The organism is Nocardia sp. X0981, assembly GCF_977089955.1.
Map to the genome: position 1 here is coordinate 5407340 of NZ_OZ372435.1, position 20021 is coordinate 5427360.

Here is a 20021-nt window from a genome sequence, read left to right on the forward strand (position 1 = left end):
GTGGATACCGCAACGCTGTGGCTGCTGCCCGCCCTGCCCCTGGCCGGCGCCGCCGTACTGCTGCTCACCGGACGCCGGTCCGACGCCTGGGGTCATCTGCTCGCCACCGTGACCGCGCTGGCCTCCTTCTTCGTGGCGGTACTCGCCTTCCTCACCATGCTGGGCCGCGCCGACACCCAGCGCGCGGTGACCCTGGACCTGTTCAGCTGGGTGCCCGTGGCCGGTCTCCAGGTCGATTTCGGGTTGGCGCTGGACCAGCTGTCGATCTGTTTCGCTCTGCTCATCACCGGTGTGGGATCGCTGATCCACATCTATTCGATCGGGTACATGCACGCCGATCCCGGACGGCGCCGGTTCTTCGCCTACCTCAACCTCTTCCTCGCGGCCATGCTGCTGCTGGTGCTGGCGAACAACTACCTGGTGTTGTATCTGGGCTGGGAGGGCGTCGGGCTGGCCTCGTATCTGCTGATCGGATTCTGGTATCACAAACCGACCGCGGCGACGGCGGCCAAAAAGGCGTTCGTGGTGAACCGGGTCGGCGATATGGGTCTGGCAGTGGCCATGATGATCATGTTCGCCACCTTCGGAACCCTGGATTTCGCCGCGGTGTTCGGCGCCGCCCCGAACGCGAGCGACGGCGCACTCACCGCGATAGGCCTTTTCCTGCTGCTGGCCGCCTGCGGTAAATCCGCCCAGGTGCCGCTGCAATCCTGGCTCGGCGACGCCATGGAGGGTCCTACACCGGTATCGGCACTCATCCACGCGGCCACCATGGTCACCGCGGGGGTGTATCTGATCGCCCGATCGAACGCGATCTACGATCTCGCTCCCACGGCGCAGGTCGCGGTGGTCGCGGTGGGTGCGGTGACGCTGCTGTTCGGCGCCGTCATCGGCTGCGCCAAGGACGATATCAAGAAGGCCCTCGCCGCCTCCACGATGAGTCAGATCGGCTATATGGTGCTGGCCGTCGGGCTCGGCCCCGCCGGATACGCGGTGGCGATCATGCATCTGCTCACCCACGGGTTCTTCAAGGCGGGCCTCTTCCTCGGCGCCGGATCGGTGATGCACGCGATGGACGACGAAACCGATATGCGCCGGTACGGCGGGCTGCGCACGCTGCTGCCGATCACCTACGTGACCTTCGGGCTCGGATATCTGGCCATTATCGGCGTCCCGCCTTTCGCGGGATTCTTCTCCAAGGATCGCATCATCGAGGCCGCGTTCGCCGCGGAGGGGGTGGCCGGGCCCGTCCTGGGCACCGTCACGCTGATCGGTGCCGGGCTCACCGCGTTCTACATGACGCGGGTGATGCTGATGACCTTCTTCGGCGCACGCCGTTGGAAACCGGATACCCATCCCCATGAGGCACCGGGTGTGATGACGGGTCCGATGATCCTGCTGGCCCTCGGATCGGTGGGCGCGGGCGCGATATTCGTCTGGGGTTCCTCGCTCCAGCACTGGCTCGCCCCGGTCGTCGGTGAGCAGCACGGGGAGCCCGTACTCCCGGTTCCGGTGATCACCGGCCTGGCGCTGGCGGTCGTCGCGGTGGGTGTGGCGGTGGCGTACCTGCGCTACGCCCGGAGTGAGGTGCCCGCGACCGCACCGGAAGCGGTGACCGCGCTGACCGTCGCCGCCCGGCGCGATCTCTACGGGGACGCGGTGAACGAGGCGGCGTTCGAGCGGCCCGGCCGGCACCTGACCCGGGCGCTGGTCTTTCTCGACAACCGCGGCATCGACGGATTCGTCAACGGTACGGCCGCCTTCATCGGCGGCCTGTCCGCCCGGGCGCGCCGGGTACAGACCGGGTTCGTCCGTTCCTATGCCCTGTCCATGTTCACCGGCGCGGCCCTGGTGGCCGCCGCCCTGCTGGCCGTAAGGATCTGGTGAGCGTCGTGCCCTGGTTGAGCGTGCTCTGGCTGTTGCCCGTGGTGGGCGCGGCTGTCGTACTCGTCCTGCCCGCGAACCGGCGGCATATGGCCCGCTGGGCCGGGCTGCTGTTCGCCGTGGTCACTTTCGGTGTGGCCCTGGGCGTGGCCGCGGGTTTCCAGCCCGGCGGGGAACAGTTCCAGTTCGTCGAATCCCACAGCTGGATACCGGCGTTCGGTGCCGGATACACGCTCGGAGTGGACGGGATCGCGCTGGTACTGGTCCTGCTCACGGCCGGTCTGGTCCCGCTGCTCCTCGTCGCCGGATGGCACGACGACCGCGCGGTCGGTACCGGGAAACGGGTGGCGCACACCTATATCGCACTCACCTTGCTGGTCGAGGCGATGGTACTGGTGTCCTTCCTGTCCCTCGATATCCTGCTTTTCTACGTGTTCTTCGAAGCCATGCTCATCCCGATGTACTTCCTCATCGGCGGTTTCGGACCACGCACCGATGATGCGCAGCTCCGGGCCCAGCGTTCCCGGGCCGCGGTGAAGTTCCTGCTGTACAACCTCTTCGGCGGGCTCATCATGCTGGCGGCGGTCATCGGACTGTATGTGCTCACCGTGCGGGAGGACCTCGGCGCGGACGGGGCCGGCACCTTCGATCTGCGCACAGTGGTGGAAGCCGCCAATTCGGGGCAGCTCGGTGCCGGTCCCGCTGTCCTCAACGCGCTGTTCCTCGGGTTCCTGTTCGCGTTCGCGGTCAAGGCTCCGCTCTGGCCGCTGCACACCTGGCTACCGGACGCGGCCGTCGCCGCGACTCCGGCCAGCGCGGTGCTCATGATGGCCGTCGTGGACAAGGTCGGTACTTTCGGCATGCTGCGCTACTGCCTGCTGCTCTTCCCTGCCGCGACCGACACCTACGCACCGCTGGTGATCACCCTGGCGGTGATCGGAATCGTCTACGGCGCGCTCCTGGCCATCGGCCAGACCGATGTGATGCGGTTGATCGCCTACACCTCGATCTCCCATTTCGGTTTCATCGTGCTCGGTATCTTCGCCATGACCGGTCAGAGCCAGACCGGTGCCACGCTGTACATGGTCAATCACGGCCTGTCCACCGCGGCGCTCTTCCTGGTGGCCGGTTTCCTCGTCTCCCGGCGCGGCAGCAGGCTCATCGCCGACTACGGCGGAGTGCAGAAGGTGGCGCCGGTCCTGGCCGGCTCCTTCTTCATCGCCGGGCTGGCCACCCTGTCGCTACCCGGGCTGGCTCCCTTCGTCAGCGAGTTCCTGGTGCTGATCGGGACGTTCGGCCGCTACCAGGTGGCGGCGGTGATCGCCACGAGCGCACTGGTACTGGCCGCTGTCTATGTGCTGTGGCTGTACCAGCGGATGATGACGGGACCGGTGGCCCGGGGCAGTGAGGGTATCCGCGATCTGCTGCCCCGCGAACTCGTGGTCGTGGTTCCGCTGCTCGGTGCCCTGATCTTCTTCGGTGTGTACCCGAAGCCCGTCCTGGAGTTCATCGATCCGGCGGTGACCCAAACCCTCACCACCATCGGAAGTGTCGATCCCCCACCGTCGGTTCCGGCGCAGCCGGAGGCGGCGAATCCCGGAGGTGCGCGATGAGCCCTCGGCTGCCCGGCGGAACCGTCCTCGCCGCGTCCGTTCCCGCGCCGGATATCGAATACCACGTACTGTCGCCGGTACTCATCGTGTTCGGTGTGGCCGTGCTGGGCGTGCTGGTGGACGCCTTCTTCCCCCGGCCGTGGCGCTACACCGTGCAACTGGTGCTCACCCTGGCCGGGCTGATCGCCGCCCTGGTGGCCGTATTCCTGCTGTCGGGCACCGCGACCACCGCGGTGGCCGGGGCCGTCGCCGTCGACGGCGTGACCCTGTTCCTGCAGGGCACTCTTCTGATCGTCGGGATCCTGGCCGTGCTGTTCGTCGCCGAACGGGGACCGCTGCCCCGGCCCCGGTCCGGCCCCGGTACCTGGAGCCGCGCCGCGGCGCTTCCCGACTACGGCATGGACGCGTTCACTCCGCAGGCTTCCGCGGTACCGGGTAGCGCGACGGAGCGTTCGGCGGCGACCGCCGGTATCACCCCCACCGAGGTATTTCCGCTGCTGCTCCTGGCACTCGGTGGTCTCCTGCTGTTTCCGGCGGCCAACGATCTGCTGACCATGTTCGTCGCGCTCGAGGTGCTTTCGCTGCCCCTGTACCTGTTGTGTGGCCTGGCCCGGCGACGGCGCCTGCTCTCGCAGGAAGCGGCGTTGAAGTACTTCTTGCTCGGCGCGTTCTCCTCGGCGTTCTTCCTCTACGGCGTCGCCCTCCTGTACGGCCGGGCCGGGACCGTCCGGCTCGCCGGGATCGCCGACGCGCTGGCCGCCGAATCCGGTGCACCCACCCTGGCCCTGCTGGGTGTGGCGATGCTGGCGGTGGGGCTGCTGTTCAAGGTCGGCGCGGTACCGTTCCAGGCCTGGGTGCCGGATGTGTACCAGGGCGCGCCCACCCCGATCACCGCCTTCATGGCGGCGGCCACCAAAATCGCCGCGATCGGCGCGCTGCTGCGGGTGTTGCAGGTCGGTGTTCCGGCATTGGCGCCGGACTGGCGCCCGGTCCTCGCGGCGGTCGCCGTGGCCACCATGGTGGTCGGCGCGGTCCTGGCCGTCACGCAGACCGATATGAAGCGTATGCTCGCCTACTCCTCGATCGCGCATACGGGATTCCTGCTGACCGCCCTGGTCGCCGCGAACGACAAGGGCGTCTCGTCGACCCTGTTCTACCTCTTCGTCTACGGTTTCGGCACGCTGGGCGCGTTCGCGATCGTCGGTATGGTGCGGGAATCCGATGGGACCGAGGCGACCGCGCTGTCCCGCTGGGCCGGGTTGGGCCGGCGTTCGCCCTGGACGGCAAGCGCGTTCGCGGTGATACTGCTGTCGTTCGCCGGTATCCCGGTCACCGCTGGTTTCGTCGGTAAATTCGCGGTGTTCCAGGCGGCCGCCGCGGGCGATGCCGGGCTGCTGGTGATCGTCGGCGTCCTCGCCAGCGCCGTCGCCGCGTTCTTCTATATCCGGGTGATCGTGTTGATGTTCTTCACCGATCCGCCGGAGGATGCCCCGATCGTCGTCGGGCCGCCCGCCGCGACGGCGCTGGCGGGTCTGGCCACCGCGCTCACTCTCTTCCTCGGAATCGTTCCGCAACCACTGCTGGATCTCGCCGAGCGGGCGAGCGAGTTCGTGCGGTAGGGGCCGGGCGAACCGTCACGAGGCCGCACCGGCCGGGTGTTCGGCCGTCTGCCGGATGCGCCACCCGGCAGACGGCCCGGTGACGACCGGCCGGTGTCCGGACTGGTAAATACGTTCCCATCAGGTCTTATGTGCGCAGTCGCACGTCCCTGACCATTGATCCGGTAAAGCAACCGACGTATAGTTGATTACCGCAAGCAATTAGCGACCCCTGGAGCCCCGCATGGGAATCTCGCCCGACACCGCACAGAGCCTCCTCGACGAGCTGTTCCTCATCAGTCGATCGCTGCGCCGATCACTCGCACAGCCCGAAGAGGTGCGGTTGCTGCCGGGTGGGATCAGCGTCCTGGTGAACCTGGCGCAGGCCGGGCCGTGCCGTCAGGTCGACCTCGCCGCCCAGATCGGTATCAGCGCCTCGGCCATGAGCCGCCACATCACCGAACTGGTGGCCGACGGGTACGTCGTGCGCAATACCGACCCCAGCGACGGCCGCGCCATTCGGGTCGAGGTCTCTCCCGCCGGCCGGGAACTCCTGGGCCGCATTCGCGAATCACGAGTGCGGGGTCTGCGGGAGGTGCTGGCCGGATGGACGCAGGAGGAGGCGGAGAACGCCCACCGCGTGATGCACCGGCTCCGCAACGATCTCATAGCCCGGGACAGTCGCGGCGCCACGGGCACTCGGCGTGAGGACCGGGGACACGAACTCGATATCCGGTAACACCGCGGTACCGCACAACCCGAACCCCGCAGCCGTCTCCGATGCCCGCCCGCCCCGGAACCCCGGTAGCCGACGGACACCGCCCCATTCAGTTCCAGAGTGCGGCGATCAGCACGGTGACGATCGCCAGCCCACCGGCGGCATCCGGCATCCACGCGGGATCCTTACCCCGTTTCGCATCGGCCCGGCTCATTTCCGCGAACGCGGCCACCAGCACCGCCAGTACGAGCTTGATGCCGATCTTCACCATGTTCAGCTCTTTGTCCAGCGAGGTCAGCGACTCGGCCATACCGACCAGCACCACACCGGTGACGAGCTGCGCGCGGGCGCCCCAGACCATCACCTCGTTGACCCCGGGCCGTCCGGAGACCCAACCACCGACCACCGCCGCCATCCCGAGCAGGTGGGTGACGACCACGACGTTGTAGACGAAATCCATGAGATACGACGCTACTCGATCACGCGGCGGCCTACTACATAGAGTCGTAAAACGCGGGATACGGCTTCCGCCTTCCGCGGGCGCGGAAGTCACGGACGGACAGAACTTGCGTTCAAATGCACGGTTTCATCGGTAATGGGCAGGAAGTGGTGTATCGCGTTGTGCGACCCGGAACGGCATCGGAAACTTTCCGCGTCGATGCCGAAAATTTCAGGGAGACACCATGTCCGAGCCGCTGATCCAACTTCCGACCCCCGGAGAGTCGATTCTCGAAACACATCGGCGAATCCTGCGCGCCGGGGAGGTCGTGCCCATCGAATTACCCGGCGGTGTGCCGGCGTGGATCGCGGTCAGTCATCGTGCGGTGAGCGAAGTACTCGACGACAAGATGTTCGTCAAGCATCCGTCGAACTGCCCCGCTCTGCGTGACGGCCGGATTCCCGCCGATTGGCCGCTGCGAGCACTGACCGATGCCGAGCATATGCTCAACCAGGACGGCGCCGAGCACCGGCGGTTACGCAAAACGATCAACAAGGCGTTCACCTCGGCCCGGATCGCGGCGCTGGAACCACGGATTCAGCAGATCGCCACCGAGCTCGTGGACGCGCTGCCGGTGGACGGTGACATCGACCTGGTCGCGAATTACACCACCCCCCTGCCGGTCCGGGTGATCTGCGATCTGTTCGGCGTGCCGATGGACGAGCAACCCCAGCTCAAGAACTGGACGCTCACGATCGTCTCGGCCACCAGCACGGGCGAGGAAACGCAGGCGGCGATGGCCGCTATGAGCGCTTATTTCACCGAACTGCTCGCACGCAAACGGCGCGAACCCGGTGATGACCTCACCTCGGCACTGCTGGCCGCCGTCGAGGAGAACGAGCTGACCGATGAGGAACTGGTCGGCATGCTGTGGTTGGTGATCGTGGCCGGACACGAGACCACGGTGCATCTGCTCGGAAACGCGGTGATCGCGCTGCGCGAGCACCCCGACCAGCTCGCCCGCGCACTGGCCGAGGATCGCTGGGCGGATGTGGTGGAGGAAACACTCCGGTACCGCTCGTCGGTGGTCGGCGGGCTCATGCGCTACGCGCTCGAGGATGTGACCGTCGCCGGGGTCGAGATCCCGGCCGGCGGTATGACGCTGTGGCACGGTGGAGTGGGTCGCGATCCGCGGAAATACACCGACGCCGACACCTTCGATCTCGACCGCGAGCACCATGATCAGCTGGCGTTCGGCCGCGGCCCGCATTTCTGCCTGGGCGCACCGCTGGCCCGGCTGGAGAGCCGTATCGCCCTGGCCACGTTGTTCGGACGGTATCCGGATCTGGCCTTGGCCGTCGATCCCGGCGATATCGAATACACCGTTCAGATCAGTACGGTCGGTCCGGTCGCCCTTCCGGTGCGGCTGAAGCCGAACGCCTAGGATCGCGAGACGCGGCAGGGATCACGCCCGCAGCGCGGTATCGGTGCGGTGGCGCCGGAACTCCCGGGGCGTCTGGCCGTAACGTTGTTTGAACGCCGCGGAGAACCAGGTGGGCGTGAATCCGCAACGGGTGGCGAGTTCCGCGATGCTCATGGTGGCGTGCGGGTCTTCCAGGAGTTCACGGGCGACCCGCATCGCTTCCTCGTGCCGCACCTGGCGGAAAGTCGTTCCCGATTCGCGCAGTACGAGCCGCAGCTGGCGCGGCGACCAGCCGAGGGCATGAGCAACGGCCGGTAATCGCACATCGGCGCGGCCGAGGTGCGTGCGCAGATACTGCCGGATACTTTCCGCCACCGCGGCGTGATGGGCCCGCTGCGGTTGGGTTTCCCCGGCGAGCATCAGGCACAGCAGTTCGGTCAGCCGATCGCATACGGCGTTGAACTCCCGCTCGGAGAGCCGGGATTGTTCGGCGTGAACACCGCGGATCATATCGCCCGCGATCCGGCCCAGGCCGCTACTCATATCGAGGACCTTCCGCATATGCCGGCGGGGAGATATCCGGTGATCGAACTCCGTGCGCGGAACCTGGAGCGCGTAGGCCGCCGAATGCGGGATGTGCAGATGGCAGGGGATCTCCAGCCCCGCCACGACCGCACGCCCGGGCGGGACCCGCAATATCTCGTCGCGGAAACGCAGGGAGAACACATCGTACTCGGGTGCCACGACCCAGTAGAAGTCGTCGCCCGGAATTTTGCGGACATGCCGGCTGGTGCGGTGGCACGAGCGGGTGCCACGCTGGTTCCAGCGCAGGAGTGTGTACACGTTCGACTCCTGCGTGGTGAGTCCGGCAGACCACCCGTCGATCTCACCGAACTCGTGCGCCATCGGGAGGAACCCGTCGGCGAGCGCCGCGAACGATTCGGGTCCGCACGGGGCCACGCTGTACCAGCGCATGACGACCATCCTTCTCGACCGTATCCACCCCGGGCCGCGGGCCGATGCGGCCGGAGCCATCACGATACTGAATCCCCCCGGTCTCCGGCCTCCGCAGCGGAGGGTACGGCCCCGTTCACCCGATTCGATTCGTGATCCACCGCGGCGCCGGTGATCAGAAATCGAAGCCTCCGCCGTCGAAACCGCCCCAGTCGCCCCAGCCACCGTCCGGCTCGTCATATCCTCCGGCGTCGCCGGATCCGGCCGGTCCCTGGTCCCCGGCGGCGAGCTCGTCCTGATATCCCTGCCCGTAGCCGGTTTCGAAACCCTGCACGCCGTAGCCGACACCGGGCATACCGGAGAACAGGGAGGTGAACAGGAGCGCCGAACCCAACCCCCAGGCCCCGCTGATCATGGCGGGTTTCCACCAGGGTTCGGAGTACCAGCCCGCCGGTACGGGCCGTCCGGCGACGCGACCGCCCGGGTAGTAGTTCGGTGTGGCCGAGGAAGGACGGGGCGAGGCGGCGATCCGGCGGTTCTCGAAGTCGATCACGCGTTCTTCGCCGACTTCACCGGCGGTTTCCCGGCCGGCGAGCTCCGGTACGTCCGGGCCCGGATCCATCCCCATCGCGGTACGTGCGGCACGAATGTAGTAGAGGCCCTCGATCGCGGTTTGTCTCGCCAGTCGCGCCTGGACGGGAGTCCTGGCCCGGTCGAGCTGGGAGCCGGCCGCGGTATAGCGTTCCGCCGCGTCGGCGAGCGCCTGGCGCGAGGCGTCATCGGTGCCGGTCAGCTGGTAGACCTGACCGCCGAGTCGTTCGTTGACCCGGCGGGCACCGGCCAGCGCGTCGGCCAGTTCGACAGCGGCGCGGTCCTTGTTCTGCCGGGACCGCCACACCAGGTAGAGCACTACCGCGATGATCGCCACGGCGATCAGCAGCCATTCCATATACGCACTCCTTCTCTCGGCGGAGCACAGTGCCGACCAGCCTACTCGCGGGAAGCGCACCGGAACCCGGGCGCGAGCCCTACGCGGTGATGAGCTCCGCCCGAGGTAGCGCCGGGCCGTACCGGCCCATCGGCTCTTCGACGAAAACCCGCAACTCGGCATGCCCCTGCCGCACGCCGACCGCGCCTTCGTTGCGCAGAATGCGTGCCGCACCCGTGAGCAGCATCGATACGGCCACCGGGGGAATCGGGTGAGATCGGCGCCATGAGAACGCAGACCCTTGTGACAGCAGCGGTTTCGATATCACGGACACCAGCGACAGCCGGCAACCGCTGTCCATAGCCGGGAGGCGACAGCACCACGACCTCGCCTCGATCTGCGTGCGGGTGCTCGGGGAGAAGATCAGCGGCACGCGCTAGCTCGCCGACCGGTCCGTCCGAGTTCCCCATCCCGTATACATGTGCTTATTATCTACGCATGCTTACTAAAAGTTCGTCGTTTCAGCGCACCGTCGCGCGAGGGAAATCATGACTGCCCGGCCCTTCTCGGAGGGGACGGTACTTCTGCCGTGGAAGCCCGGTCCACGCAGCGATATCGAAGGACCCGTTTTCGTCAGCGTGACGGATTTCCTGGCAGCGTCGGAGGAGGATGCCCAGTCGATCTATCGGCTCGGTTCGGAACTCAGTGAGACCTGGCCGGTGATGCAGGGCGCGGTCGGCGTATGGCTGTGGGCCAGACCCGCTCAACTGCGCGGCGGATCCATCTCGGTATGGCAGAGCGAGCAAGATATGCGGCGATTCGTCCGATGGCCGGTACACGGCCGCATCGTGCGAGCCTGGCGCGGACGGGTTCGTGTGGCCGCCGACTCCTGGTCCGCGGACCGGTTGGCAATCGACAGCATATGGTCGCGAGCCGGAAACACCATCGACCGGCCGCATGCCCGCTCCCACCCCGCACTCCCCGGGGCCGGGCCGGGCGACGCCCGGGTCGGCACGGACCGCCCGTCCACGGATCACAAGTAGCGCCGGATGGGCAATACCGCCGTTTCGCGGGCCCGATGCCACAGCGAGCGCCGCTGCCATCGAGGGAGCCGGATCGGCTCGCTCACCGAGAGATCGTCGTCGAAGTGGGCGTCCAGCGTAGCGGTGAACTCTTCCTGCAGGACCACGAGCATGATCTCCTCGTCATGGGAGAGGGAGCGGCGGTTCAGATTGGTCGAACCGACCAGGGCTGCCACCCCGTCCACGGTGATCACCTTGGCATGCATCATCGTCGGCTGGTACTCGTAGACCCGCACACCGCAAGCCAGCAGGGCTTCGTAATCGCGCCGGCCGGCCAGCTGGCAGACGCGCTTGTCGGTGTGCGGACCGGGGACCAGGATCTCCACCTGCACGCCGCGGTTCGCCGCGGCGCACAGGAGCTCGATGAAGTACGGATCCGGTGCGAAATACGCCGTAGCCAGCCGCAGCCGCTGTTCGGCCGATTCGATGACCACCCTGAGCAGGGTCTGCATATCCTGCCAGCCGAAACTGGCCGAACCCCGGACCACCTGGACGATCGCGTCTCCGTGTCGTTCGTGCGGGGTGAACCGGTCACGCTCGTCGAACAGTTCCTCGTGGCACTCGGCCCAGTTCTGCGCGAACGCCGCCGCGACACCGTCCACCGCGGGCCCCTCGAGCCGGACATGGGTATCACGCCACTCGTGCTCGTCCCGGGCGTCGCCACACCATTCCTGCGCGATACCCACCCCACCGGTGAACGCCACCTGCTCGTCGACGACCAGCACCTTGCGATGGCAGCGGTGATTCTGTTTCAACGGCGACAGGTACAGGGGCTTGCGGAACCAGGCGACCTGCACCCCGGCCCGGTCCATCAGATCCAACAGTTCGGTCTCGATCAGCCGGCTGCCGAAACCGTCCAGCAGGAGCCGCACCCGCAGCCCGGCGCGCGCCCGATCCGCCAGCGCGTGGGCGAATCGGTGGGCGATATCGCCCTGCCAGTAGACGAAGGTCATCATGTCCACGGTGTGCCGGGCCGAGTGGATGGCGTCCAGCATGGCAGGAAATATCTCGTCCCCGTTCCGCAGGGCGACCAGCGTGTTTCCTTCCGTCGCGGCAACTCCGATGAGTCGTTCCAGACGGCGGCGCAAACGACTGGCGCCCGCCGGGGACGTGGCGTCACCCATGCTCTGTTCGGCGGGTTCGGGCACATCACACGTACTGGTCATGATCTCTCCTCGGCCGGCGCGCACAGCCCTGAGCAGGGAGGGCCCGTTCCGGCACGGGCCCTCGCACGCAAACTCGACTGTAACCACTGGTTCCGGATAGATCGTCGACCAGTCACCCACGCCGGCCGGAGCACGGTGATCCTCGGGGCGGGGCCGGTCCCCCGGTGCCCGCTCCGGGACGAGGCCGGATGATCACCCGGTCACCGGGGCTCCGGGACCCGCACATCGGTCGGGCGGCCGGTGGTGCGCCCGGCGCCGACGACGCGAAATCAGGAGAGGTGACCGGTTTTCCACGCGCCGGCGGCCCGGTTCCCGCGGGTGGCGCAGCGGGGTGCGCGGCCCGGCTTTCCCCGGGGGACCAGAACAGCGGTGTGGCACCGGTGCGGGTCCCATATCCGTTCGGAAGGGGTGCCGGACATCTCGTACTCGCTCGGCGTAGTGAACATGATCACCAGCCCGGTGCGTTCGACGGTCCGCCGGAGTTCTTCGGTCATCGGACCGCCCACGTGCAGGACCCCGGGTCCGGCACCGGAGGCCGGCGGTAGATCCACGGTCAAGGCCGTCGAGTCCCACTCGGCGGGGTCACGGGGGTGGCCGGCGATGTAGGTACGGGGTGAGTCCTCGGTACCGAAGGCGAGCGTGGCCAGCACCCTCTCGCGGTCGGGGAGTCCGAAGAGGTCCCAGAACCCCGCGGAGAGCCACAGTGCGATCGGTAGCGTGATCACCCGGCCATCGTGGCCGGGGTTCGGCAGCTCGGTGCGTACGAGATTGATGTCGATATCGCGCATACGCCGGGTCTTTCTGGAAGCGGGCCTACGTCGGGCCGGGAATCGTTGCCGCGGCCGGGTGGGCGACGGGTATCACGGAGCGGGTGTCGGCGGCTGTCCTGCCGTGGCCTCGGCGACCCGGCTGTAGGGGACGGCGTCGAGCAGAGTGACCCGGACGGTGGCACCGTTGGGGACGCGGTAGGTGCGCTGTTCCCCGCGGGAGGCTCCCGTCAAGGCAGCCCCGAGGGGCGATTCCGGGGAATAGACCTCCAGATCGCCGTGCTCGAGATCGCGGACTCCGAGTAGGAAGGTTTCGATATCGTCCGTTTCGTCGTAGCGGACGGTGAGCACCATGCCGGGCTCGGCGATACCGTCATCCGGCGGATCCTGCCCGATCACCGCCTCTGCCAGCAGCTCCTGGATCTGGCGGATACGTGCCCGGCGCTGGTAACGGACGGCGAGTTCCTCGTCGCTCACCTCGCCGTAAGTATCGGAGGCGGTCAGCTCGGCCAGTTCGGCGCGGAGCTGTTCGTGGGCCTGCGGGGTCAGCCATACGGGCGCGGTGCTTGTCATATCGTCCTATGGTTTCTCGATCGAAAGCGGCAGAGTGCGCCGTCAGGGCGGCCGAGGTGGAGGAGGCGGGCCGCCCTGACGGCAGCTGTCCGTAGGACCGGGTTCTGCGGCACCGGTTCCACGGCTCGGAAAATGGCCGGTGGGTCTTCAGCCCGGTGCCGTGCTCGCGGCCCGGCACCGTCTCGTTCGGCTACCGCCGAATCGGCGCTTCGCGCGGGTCACGGCTACCTCCACTGACGAACGAATGTGCTGTCGAAACCATCATGTCCCGGTCGCGAGCCGGTGTGCTTGTCCGTTCGCCACAGTCCGACCCCGGTAACTTGTCCGCTTTCTACACAGGGACCGCTATTCGTTCGCGTGGACCGCTATATCGATCATCATCGCCAGGCGTTTACCGGCGTCGTGCACCTCGAGCGAGACGATATCGCTCATCCGGCGGAGCCGGTTGCGGACGGTGTTCGGATGGACCCCGAGCCGGTCTGCGGCCACCACGAGATCACCCTGCGCTTCGAGCCACGCCCGCAGCGTGGCCACATAGGGAGTGGCGTGCTCCCGGTCGTAACGGCGCAGCTCCGCCACCGGCCCCCGCGCCGGTACCCGGCCGGTCCGTGCCGCGGTGCGGAGCCGCTGGAGGAGGATGTCGTCCCAGGATTCGTCGTAGGCGGGAACCGGTGCGGTATCCGGGCCCTGCTCGTGCAACGTCAGGCATTCGTCCGCCTCCTGCCGGGACGCGGGTAGGTCGGCGGCCGCCGAGGCCGTACCGCCGATACCGGCCGACATCGTCACCCGGGCGGGCAGGGCGGCGCGCAGCACCGCCACCCAATCGCGTGCGGTACGCACCTGCTCACCGGGCAGGATCGTGTAGAGGGTGTTGCCCGACAACGCGCTACGCCCCGGGCGCGACCAGCCGAAACCGATGGTGGCCCGTTCGAAGGTGAGCAGTAACCCGGCATGTCGTTCGGCCCCGATCTGCGCGCGCACCGCGACAACACGCAGCGGCTCCGGGGCGAGACCGAGCCGGCCGACCACGGTGGCGGCATCCGGGGTGCCCTCCAGCAGCCGGATCACCAGCTCGGACTCCACCTGGCGCTCCAGATCCGCGCTGGCCCGGGACCGCAGCAGGTGCACGGCCACCGTCCGAGCTCCGTCGATCAACGCGATCCGCCGGGCATCGGGTAACGGAGCGGGGCAGGTCACCCATACCGAACCGAGCAGCTCCCGGCCCGCCCGCACCGCCACCACCGTTCGCCCGGTGAGACCGCGCTCCGGGTCCGCTTCGACGAACAACGGTTCATCGGAGTCCGCCAGATGCGCGTAGACACCGCGCGTTTCGAACAAGGCGCGCAGATCGTCGGGCGGCTGCCGGCGCAGCACCGTCTCCGAGCGGGCACGATCGGCTCCGTGCCGAAGGCTGGAATAGGCCATCACCCGCGATAACCGGTCCTCGATGGTCACCGCGCCCGCGACCGCGTCCGCCAGGCTGTCGGCCAGGGCGAACAGGTCTGTCGGACCGCGCCCGGATGCGGTTTCCCGGCCCTCGAGCACCAACCCGTAGACCACCCCGGCGAGTTGACTCCACGACACCTCCGGATCCACCACCAGCACCGCGACACCGGCATCGGACCCCACCGCCACCGCGTTCTGCGCGCCCTCGGTATCACCGCGCACCAGCACCGCGACCGCCCCCGCGGCTCGCGCCCCGGCCGCTGCCTCGGTCATCGAGCGGGCACCGACCGCGAGGAAGATATCGCCCGCCGCGCTCGCCGGGGCGGCGACGTCGTACATCGCCACGCTGCGGATCACCACCGAGCGCGATACCGGACAGCAGCGCAACCGCACTCCGTACCCGCCCAATACATTGACCAGGCGGTCCAACCGCACCATCAGTCACTCCCCTCCACACCGGTTCAGCCACCGTAACCCGGTCCGCGGGCGCACCCCACCGCCTGCCCGGCGCGCCGACCGTTCCGATCTCCCCACCGAGCATGCCCGTCCGCCCGGTAGCCGAACTCCCCGCCCCGGATCCGGCGCGACACTCCGCTCGGTCGGCTCCGCCGGTTGCCCGGGCCGCGAACGGATAGCGTGACAGCCCGAGAGAGACAACTGGGGGGACGGCTCGATCAATGGCCGGCGAGTACGGGAACCGGGTCCGTTCGCCGAGTAGCGAAAGGGGCTGTGATGGTGTCGAGCACAGTGGCCGCGCTGTTCCACGCGGCCGGGGACGGCCCGCCCGGTCTTCTGCCCGCCCGTCAGCAGATGGCTTTCTCGCTGGGCTGGCATATCATCCTGGCCTGCTTCGGGGTCGCATTTCCCGCCATGATCTTCGTCGTGCACCGGCGCGGGCTCACCCGTGACGATCCTGTCGCGCTGCGGCTGGCGAAGCGCTGGACCACGGTTTCGGCGATCCTGTTCGCTGTCGGGGCGGTATCGGGGACGGTGCTCAGCTTCGAAATGGGTCTGCTGTGGCCCGGCCTGATGGGCCGCTACGGCGACGTACTGGGCTTGCCGTTCGCCTTCGAAGGCCTTTCGTTCTTCATCGAAGCCATCTTCCTCGGTATCTATCTGTACGGCTGGGGGCGGATGCCACCACGGCGGCATCTGGCGATGCTCGTCCCGATGGGGGCGGCGGGCGTGGTGGGCACGTTCTGTGTGGTCAGTGTGAACGCCTGGATGAACGACCCCGCGGGCTTCCGGCTCGTCGACGGCGAAGTCACCGATATCGACCCGTGGCGGGCGATGTTCAACGACGGAGCGTTCCTGCAGTTCGCCCATATGTGGGTGGGGGCGTTCATGGTGGTCGGGTTCGTGGTGTCGGGTGTCTACGCCGCCGGCCTGCTCCGCGGCCGCCGCGATGCCCATCACCGGCTGGGCTTCACGGTGCCGTTCGGCTTCGCGACCGTCGCCGCGCTGCTGCAGCCCTTCGTCGGACACATTCTCGGCATGCGCGTGCACGACGCGCAGCCGGCGAAGCTGTCCGCCTTCGAACTGGCCACCACCACCGAGGGCCCGGCCCCACTGCGTATCGGTGGGGTACTCGTGGACGGCGAGGTCCGCTGGGCTCTCGATATTCCGCGCCTGGGCTCCATCATCGCCCGCAACTCGTTGACCGCGCCCGTGCCCGGTCTGGATTCGGTACCGGTCGCCGACCGGCCGCCCGTCAACATCACCCATCTGGCCTTCCAGACCATGGTCGGTATCGGCACCCTGCTCGCGGTCACCGTGGCCGTGTTCTGGCTGATGCGGTGGTTCCGGCGTGATCTCCTGGACAATCCCTGGTTCCTGCGCACAGCCGTCGTGGCGGGCCCCCTGGCGGTACTCGCCCTCGAATGCGGCTGGATCGCCACCGAGGTCGGCCGCCAACCGTGGACGGTATGGCAGGTACTGCGCACCGCCGATGCCGCGAGCACGAGCACCGGTCTGTGGTGGAGTTTCACCGGCGTGCTGCTGGTCTACCTCGGCATGACAGTGGGTGCCGTCGTCGTGCTGCGGTCCATGACGCGACGCTGGCGCGCCGGCCACGAAACGATCGCGGCACCCTATGGTCCCGGTGAGTCACCCGCCGACCTGGCGCAGCGTATCCACGGCGCCGGAGAGCGGTGAGCGATGGACCTCTCCGATGTGGTCGCGAGCGCGATGTTCACCGGTGTGGTGCTGTATTCGCTGTTCGCCGGCGCCGACTTCGGATCCGGGTTCTGGGACCTGACCGCGGGCGGAGCCCGGCGCGGCGGCCGCCTGCGGGTCCTGATCGACCACAGCATCGGGCCGGTGTGGGAGGCCAACCATGTGTGGCTGATCTACATTCTGGTCTTCTTGTGGACCGCCTACCCGCGGGCGTTCGCCGCCATCATGACCACGCTGTTCGTTCCGATGAGCCTCGCCCTGCTGGGAATCGTGCTGCGCGGGGCGAACTTCGCCTTCCGCAAGTACTCCGCGACCATGGCGCAGGCACGCCTGTTCGGTGCGTTGTTCGCCGGAGCGTCGCTGATCACCCCGTTCTTCTTCGGTACCGTCGTCGGCGCGATCGCCTCGGGCCGGGTGCCCGCGGACGGCTACGGCGACCGGGTGAGCTCGTGGCTGAACCCGACCTCACTGCTCGGCGGCACGCTGGCGGTGGGTACCTCGGCCTTTTTGGCCGGAGTGTTCCTCACCGCCGATGCCGGCCGTTCCGGCGACCGTACGCTCGCGGAATACCTACGGCCCCGCACACTGCTCGTCGGTGGGGTGACGGGGGCAATCGCCATCGCGGCCATCGCCCCCATCCGGCGCGACGCACCGACTCTCGGTGCCGAACTGCTCGGGCGCGCCCTGCCCCTGATCGTCCTGTCCGCGCTCGCCGGAACGCTCACCCTGATCCTGGTGTTGCGCCGCCGGTTCGGATGGGCTCGGGTCTCCGCTGTGGTGGCGGTCGCCGCGATCGTCATCGGCTGGGCAGTCGCCCAGACGCCCTGGATGCTGGTCGACGAGCTGCTCATCTCCGAGGCCGCGGGTGCGCGCGCCACCCTCCTCGCGCTGCTGGCAGTAGTGGGCCTGGCCGCGGTGACGGTATTACCGGCCCTCGCCTACCTGTTCTGGCTCACCCAGACCGATCCCTGGGTCCGCGACGACACCACCGCGGCCCATGCGACCGGCGACCCCGGCGTCAACACCTGATCCGGCGACCGATCCGACGTGGTCGCGGCCGCGGCGGACGGCGGGACCGGCCGCTTCGTGACCCGGATCGCGACGGCCGTTCCTCACCTCAGCTGTGCAGCACATCGGCCGGGGATCGACCGTAATGGCGCCGGTAAACGATGGCGAAGCGACCCGGATGAGCGAATCCCCATCGGTAGGCGATGGAGCTGACGGTTTGTCCGTCCCCGGGAGTCGCGGCACGCAGGTCCTCGTGAGCGCCCGCCAGCCGCAACCGTTGCAGATACCGCAACGGTGTGGTGTCGAGGTGGCGGCGGAACGCCAGCTGCAACGCGCGCGGTGTCACGAACGCCGCGGCCGCGACCTGGGAGACCGTCACGTCCTCGTGCAGGTGGGCTTCGAGGTAGGCGATCGCGCGACGCACCGTTTCGGGGTGGGCGTCGCGGCGGTCGACGGCCTCGGGTTCGGTCACCGCCGTGGTCGGCATGGTCGCCAGCACGGTCGCGGCCAGATAATCGGCACTCGTGGCGGCCAGCAGTGGGTTGTCCGGCACGGCGGGATCGGTGGCGACGCGTTGGAGGTGGCTGATCACCGCCGCCAGTTGCCGCCCCGCCGCCGGGCTCAGCGGACGGTGTCCGCTGAGCCGGACCGGCGCTTCGCGGCCGGTGGTCCCGGCGAGCCGGGTGAGCAGGGCAGGGTCGAACATCGTGATATCGAAGCGGGAGGAACGGACCACTCCCGAGTACGGCAGATCATGCGGGGTGAGCAGGCCGATATCACCGGCGGCGAAGGTGTCCGGGCCGCTGTCCTGGTGGTTCGCCTCGATCGCGCCCGAGTACACCGTGGTCAGGCATACCCTGTTCAAGGGTTCGGCGTCGTAGACCATATCGAAACCCAGATCCAGGCGGTCCAAGCTGACCGGACCGAGCATATTCCGGCGGATGCGGGTCCGCACCCGGTGCGAGCCGGGGTTGGCGATCTGCATCTGGGTATAGGCACTGTTCAGGAATTCCTCGGTCGCACCGAGGTCTTCGCTTTCGAACGCCAGATTCCGCACGGCGATCCTCTCGAGTAGGGGTGAATCGCCGGGGCCGCGCAGTCCAGCGGGCGGAACGACAATTGTGTCCGGAGCCGTGACGCTGGTCGATGAGCCCCGTTCGTACCACCGTACGGGTTCCGGCTTCCTGATGCCGACCACTGCGGCGGTCCGGTGCCCCGAAGAAGCGACGAACGGGACACGGACTCGGTGCCGGAAACGAATATTTCCCCATAGAAGCCGTCCCCGGAACGAAGAGGTCACGTCGATGCTGGTTGTCCGCGCCGGAAGGTGGTAGCCGCCCCGCGTTGTCCCCCTCCACCGGCGCTCTTCCAGGTGAAGGCAAACGAAAGCGAGATTCTCATGACACTCGTGGCAGTACCCGACGCCCCCGCCCGACGCCGCACCGGCCGCGGCACCGACAGCTACGACGGAATCGAGCCGCTCCTGGAGCGACTCGGGGCGATGGACACCGACGATCCCGAGCGGCTGGTGTTACGAGAAGAGATCATGCGTCGCTGTCTGCCGCTCGCCGATCACATCGCGCGCCGGTTCACCGGCCGCGGTGAAACCTATGACGATCTGCATCAGACCGCCTCACTGGGCCTCGTGCTGGCGGTCGACCGCTACGACCCCACCCGGGGAGCCAGTTTCCTCGCCTTCGCCGTGCCCACGATCATGGGGGAGGTCCGCCGCCACTTCCGCGACCACACCTGGGCGGTCCGGGTGCCGCGGCGGATCAAGGAGACCCAGCTCGCCATCGGACCCACCATCGAAAGGCTCTGCCAGCGGCTGGGACGCACTCCGACGGCGATCGAGATCGCCATGGAGATGAACCTCGACCTGCTCGAGGTCACCCAGGCGCTGATGGCGGGTAATGCCTATCGCACCAACTCGTTGGATACCGCGACCGAGGACGACGAACACGGGGCCACGGCGCCTCAGGTCACCGAAACGCTCGGGGAAGACGACCCGGGATACGAGCTCACCGACAACGCCCTGGCCATCGCCCCCCTGCTGCGCACATTACCGGCCCGCGACCGGCAGGTACTGCATCTGCGGTTCTTCGAGAACTACACCCAATCCCGGATCGCCGCCGAATTGGGGGTGTCCCAGATGCACGTCTCCCGCATCCTGGCCGCCACCCTGGACAGGCTGCGCGAACGCGCCCTCCGGGATTGACCGCCACCGCGGCGCCGGGGCACCACCCG

At 68.0% G+C, this 20021-nt stretch carries 18 protein-coding genes; 9 read left to right on the top strand and 9 right to left on the bottom strand.

Translation table 11 applies throughout. The features are described 5' to 3' along the window. From nuoL to ACYR7D_RS23855, 4 genes are all read left to right on the top strand, one after another. Positions 1-1887 (top strand): NADH-quinone oxidoreductase subunit L, encoded by a 1887-nt coding sequence (gene nuoL / locus ACYR7D_RS23840; protein WP_459546759.1) that lies wholly within the window; start codon positions 1-3, stop codon positions 1885-1887. Next, complete coding sequence (locus tag ACYR7D_RS23845; RefSeq protein ID WP_459546760.1) at positions 1884-3497, top strand: NADH-quinone oxidoreductase subunit M; 1614 nt, start codon at positions 1884-1886, stop codon at positions 3495-3497. Before nuoL ends, ACYR7D_RS23845 begins: the two co-directional genes overlap by 4 nt. Continuing rightward, positions 3494-5116, top strand: a complete 1623-nt coding sequence (gene nuoN / locus ACYR7D_RS23850) for an NADH-quinone oxidoreductase subunit NuoN (protein ID WP_459546761.1) — start codon at positions 3494-3496, stop codon at positions 5114-5116. Before ACYR7D_RS23845 ends, nuoN begins: the two co-directional genes overlap by 4 nt. A 223-nt stretch (positions 5117-5339) precedes the next feature. Continuing rightward, complete coding sequence (locus tag ACYR7D_RS23855) at positions 5340-5834, top strand: MarR family winged helix-turn-helix transcriptional regulator (RefSeq protein WP_459546762.1); 495 nt, start codon at positions 5340-5342, stop codon at positions 5832-5834. An 88-nt stretch (positions 5835-5922) separates the two neighbouring features. Here ACYR7D_RS23855 and ACYR7D_RS23860 read toward each other — a convergent pair whose 3' ends face one another. Then, on the bottom strand, positions 5923-6273 hold the full coding sequence (locus ACYR7D_RS23860; protein ID WP_459546763.1) for a hypothetical protein: 351 nt from the start codon (positions 6271-6273) through the stop codon (positions 5923-5925). A gap of 223 nt (positions 6274-6496) precedes the next feature. On the opposite strand from ACYR7D_RS23860, the gene ACYR7D_RS23865 reads away from it, so the two are divergent. Further along, positions 6497-7696: a cytochrome P450 family protein gene (locus ACYR7D_RS23865; protein ID WP_459546764.1), complete on the top strand. Its 1200-nt coding sequence runs from the start codon at positions 6497-6499 to the stop codon at positions 7694-7696. Between the two features lie 21 nt (positions 7697-7717). On the opposite strand, the gene ACYR7D_RS23870 is transcribed toward ACYR7D_RS23865, so the two are convergent. From ACYR7D_RS23870 to ACYR7D_RS23880, 3 genes are all read right to left on the bottom strand, one after another. Then, entirely contained in the window at positions 7718-8650 is a 933-nt protein-coding gene (locus ACYR7D_RS23870; RefSeq protein WP_459546765.1) for a helix-turn-helix transcriptional regulator, read from the bottom strand. Positions 8651-8804: 154 nt separating this feature from the next. Then, positions 8805-9578 carry a DUF1542 domain-containing protein gene (locus tag ACYR7D_RS23875; RefSeq protein WP_459546766.1) on the bottom strand — a complete coding sequence of 258 codons (774 nt, stop codon included), beginning with the start codon at positions 9576-9578 and terminating at the stop codon, positions 8805-8807. Between the two features lie 79 nt (positions 9579-9657). Then, complete coding sequence (locus tag ACYR7D_RS23880) at positions 9658-9816, bottom strand: hypothetical protein (RefSeq protein WP_459546767.1); 159 nt, start codon at positions 9814-9816, stop codon at positions 9658-9660. Positions 9817-10105: 289 nt separating this feature from the next. On the opposite strand from ACYR7D_RS23880, the gene ACYR7D_RS23885 reads away from it, so the two are divergent. After that, positions 10106-10600 (top strand): hypothetical protein, encoded by a 495-nt coding sequence (locus ACYR7D_RS23885; protein WP_459546768.1) that lies wholly within the window; start codon positions 10106-10108, stop codon positions 10598-10600. Here the strand turns inward: ACYR7D_RS23885 and ACYR7D_RS23890 are convergent. From ACYR7D_RS23890 to ACYR7D_RS23905, 4 genes are all read right to left on the bottom strand, one after another. Beyond that, on the bottom strand, positions 10591-11805 hold the full coding sequence (locus tag ACYR7D_RS23890) for a phospholipase D-like domain-containing protein (protein ID WP_459546769.1): 1215 nt from the start codon (positions 11803-11805) through the stop codon (positions 10591-10593). The genes ACYR7D_RS23885 and ACYR7D_RS23890 overlap by 10 nt on opposite strands. A 269-nt stretch (positions 11806-12074) precedes the next feature. Beyond that, a complete protein-coding gene (locus tag ACYR7D_RS23895) occupies positions 12075-12593 on the bottom strand; it encodes a hypothetical protein (RefSeq protein WP_459546770.1) in 519 nt (172 codons plus the stop codon). Positions 12594-12665: 72 nt separating this feature from the next. Continuing rightward, positions 12666-13145, bottom strand: a complete 480-nt coding sequence (locus ACYR7D_RS23900) for a GreA/GreB family elongation factor (RefSeq protein WP_459546771.1) — start codon at positions 13143-13145, stop codon at positions 12666-12668. Between the two features lie 345 nt (positions 13146-13490). Further along, positions 13491-15029: a PucR family transcriptional regulator gene (locus ACYR7D_RS23905; protein WP_459546772.1), complete on the bottom strand. Its 1539-nt coding sequence runs from the start codon at positions 15027-15029 to the stop codon at positions 13491-13493. A gap of 294 nt (positions 15030-15323) precedes the next feature. Here ACYR7D_RS23905 and ACYR7D_RS23910 point away from each other — a divergent pair, with 294 nt between their 5' ends. After that, positions 15324-16745 (top strand): cytochrome ubiquinol oxidase subunit I, encoded by a 1422-nt coding sequence (locus ACYR7D_RS23910; protein WP_459546773.1) that lies wholly within the window; start codon positions 15324-15326, stop codon positions 16743-16745. A 3-nt stretch (positions 16746-16748) separates the two neighbouring features. After that, positions 16749-17795 carry a cytochrome d ubiquinol oxidase subunit II gene (locus tag ACYR7D_RS23915; RefSeq protein ID WP_459546774.1) on the top strand — a complete coding sequence of 349 codons (1047 nt, stop codon included), beginning with the start codon at positions 16749-16751 and terminating at the stop codon, positions 17793-17795. Between the two features lie 88 nt (positions 17796-17883). Here the strand turns inward: ACYR7D_RS23915 and ACYR7D_RS23920 are convergent, their stop codons facing one another. Next, on the bottom strand, positions 17884-18831 hold the full coding sequence (locus ACYR7D_RS23920; protein ID WP_459546775.1) for a helix-turn-helix domain-containing protein: 948 nt from the start codon (positions 18829-18831) through the stop codon (positions 17884-17886). 342 nt (positions 18832-19173) lie between these two features. On the opposite strand from ACYR7D_RS23920, the gene ACYR7D_RS23925 reads away from it, so the two are divergent. Beyond that, complete coding sequence (locus ACYR7D_RS23925) at positions 19174-19992, top strand: SigB/SigF/SigG family RNA polymerase sigma factor (RefSeq protein ID WP_459546776.1); 819 nt, start codon at positions 19174-19176, stop codon at positions 19990-19992. The last annotated feature ends 29 nt before the right edge of the window (positions 19993-20021 follow it).